Genomic DNA, 2663 nt, shown 5'->3' with positions numbered 1-2663 from the left:
TGAATGCTATCATGCTCGACGGCAAGAAGTCCGTCGCTGAAAGCATCGTATACGGCGCATTCGACGCCGTGCAGGGCAAGGCAAAGCAGGAGCCGCTCGGCGTGTTCCATCAGGCTTTGGATAACATCGCTCCGCACGTTGAAGTTCGTTCACGTCGCGTTGGTGGTGCTACGTACCAGGTTCCGGTCGACGTTCGTCCGGAGCGCCGTCAGGCCTTGGCCATCCGTTGGCTGATCACTGCTGCTCGCAAGCGTAACGAGACGACGATGGTCGATCGTCTGTGCGGCGAACTTCTCGATGCCTCCAACAACCGCGGCGCTGCCGTCAAGAAGCGCGAAGACACGCACAAGATGGCTGATGCCAACCGTGCGTTCTCGCATTATCGCTGGTAATCCCGAACGGTTTCGGAAAGGCAGTCCATTATGGCTCGCGAATATAAAATCGAAGACTACCGCAATTTCGGTATCATGGCGCACATCGACGCCGGCAAGACCACGACCACCGAGCGTATTCTTTACTACACCGGCAAGTCGCACAAGATCGGCGAAGTGCACGACGGCGCAGCTACCATGGACTGGATGGAGCAGGAGCAGGAGCGTGGCATCACGATCACCTCAGCTGCTACGACCACCTTCTGGAAGGGCCGCGACGGCAAGACCCGCCGTTTCAACATCATCGACACCCCCGGTCACGTCGACTTCACCATCGAAGTCGAGCGTTCGCTGCGCGTTCTCGACGGTGCTATCGCTCTGCTCGACGCCAACGCCGGCGTTGAGCCGCAGACGGAAACCGTGTGGCGTCAGGCCGAGAAGTATCATGTTCCGCGCATGATCTTCTGCAACAAGATGGACAAGACCGGCGCCGATTTCTATCGCTCGGTCGAGATGATCAAGACCCGCCTGGGCGCCACTGCCGTCGTCATGCAGCTGCCGATCGGCGCTGAAAGCGACTTCAAGGGCGTTATCGACCTGATCGAGATGAACGCTCTGATCTGGCGCGACGAATCGCTCGGCGCTCAGTGGGACGTCGTCGAAATCCCGGAAGACATGAAGGCGAAGGCTGCGGAGTATCGCGAAAAGCTGATCGAGACCGTTGTCGAGATCGACGAAGCCGCGACCGAAGCCTATCTCGAAGGCAACCTGCCTGACAACGAACAGATCCGCGCGCTCGTCCGTCGCGGCACGATCGACGTCAAGTTCCATCCCATGTTCTGCGGCACTGCCTTCAAGAACAAGGGCGTTCAGCCGCTGCTCGACGCCGTTGTCGAATATCTGCCGTCGCCGCTCGACATTCCGGCGATCAAGGGCATCGACTTCAAGACCGAAGCCGAGATCGAACGTCATGCTGACGACAGCGAGCCGCTGTCCATGCTCGCGTTCAAGATCATGAACGACCCCTTCGTCGGTTCGCTGACCTTCGCCCGCATCTACTCCGGCAAGCTCGAAAAGGGCGCGTCGGTCATGAACACGGTCAAGGACAAGCGCGAGCGCGTCGGCCGCATGCTGCAGATGCACTCGAACTCGCGCGAAGACATCGAAGAAGCCTTCGCTGGCGACATCGTTGCTCTGGCTGGCCTCAAGGAAACCACCACAGGCGATACGCTCTGCGATCCGCTGAAGCCGGTTATCCTCGAGCGCATGGAATTCCCCGAGCCGGTCATCCAGATCGCGATCGAGCCGAAGACCAAGGGCGACCAGGAAAAGATGGGCCTCGCACTCAACCGCCTGGCTGCTGAAGATCCGTCCTTCCGCGTCAAGACGGACCAGGAATCGGGTCAGACCATCATCGCCGGCATGGGTGAACTTCACCTCGACATCATCGTCGACCGTATGCGTCGTGAATTCAAGGTTGAAGCAAGCGTCGGCGCGCCGCAGGTTGCTTACCGCGAAACCATCACGCGTCAGACGGAAAAGGACTACACCCACAAGAAGCAGTCGGGTGGTACCGGTCAGTTCGCTCGCGTCAAGATCGTGTTCGAACCGAACCCGGATGGCGACGACTTCAAGTTCGAGTCCAAGATCGTCGGCGGTTCTGTTCCGAAGGAATACATTCCGGGCGTTCAGAAGGGTATCGAAAGCGTTCTGTCTTCCGGCCCGCTGGCTGGCTTCCCGATGCTCGGCGTCAAGGCGACGCTTATCGACGGTGCCTTCCACGACGTCGACTCGTCGGTTCTGGCCTTCGAAATCGCTTCCCGCGCCTGCTTCCGTGAAGCAGCCCGCGAAGCCGGTGCTCAGCTCCTCGAGCCGATGATGAAGGTCGAAGTCGTGACGCCGGAAGATTACGTCGGTGACGTGATCGGTGACCTGAACTCTCGCCGTGGTCAGATCCAGGGCCAGGAAAGCCGCGGTATCGCTGTCGTCATCAACGCGAACGTCCCGCTGGCGAACATGTTCAAGTACGTCGATAATCTGCGTTCGATGTCTCAGGGCCGCGCACAGTACACGATGACCTTCGATCATTACGCGCCGGTTCCGTCGAACGTCGCACAGGAAATCCAGGCAAAGTATTCCGGTCAGAAGTGACCGGAATACCAATTGACCGATAACAAGAATTGATCCCTCAGGGGACAGGAAAACGGAGAGCCGAAAATGGCAAAGAGTAAGTTTGAGCGCAATAAGCCGCACGTTAACATCGGGACGATCGGTCACGTTGACCACGGCAAG

General features: G+C 58.8%; 2 protein-coding genes and 1 pseudogene. All 3 read left to right on the top strand.

The window, feature by feature from the left end; genetic code table 11:
- On the top strand, positions 1–392 hold a 392-nt coding region (gene rpsG, locus Q4Q11_RS31455; RefSeq protein WP_498571937.1), incomplete at its 5' end, for a 30S ribosomal protein S7.
- A gap of 30 nt (positions 393–422) precedes the next feature.
- Positions 423–2522, top strand: coding sequence for an elongation factor G (gene fusA, locus Q4Q11_RS31450; RefSeq protein ID WP_112513054.1), 2100 nt, complete (start codon positions 423–425; stop codon positions 2520–2522).
- Positions 2523–2588: 66 nt separating this feature from the next.
- A pseudogene (locus Q4Q11_RS31445) lies at positions 2589–2663 on the top strand (GTP-binding protein); the annotation flags it as partial.

The organism is Rhizobium sp. UFLA01-1127 (assembly GCF_059803845.1).
This window is presented reverse-complemented; position numbering and strand designations above follow the sequence as displayed.

Excerpts from the sequence above, each read along its gene's own strand:
- fusA (WP_112513054.1), top strand. The coding sequence starts at position 423 with ATGGCTCGCGAATATAAAATCGAAGACTACCGCAATTTCGGTATCATG.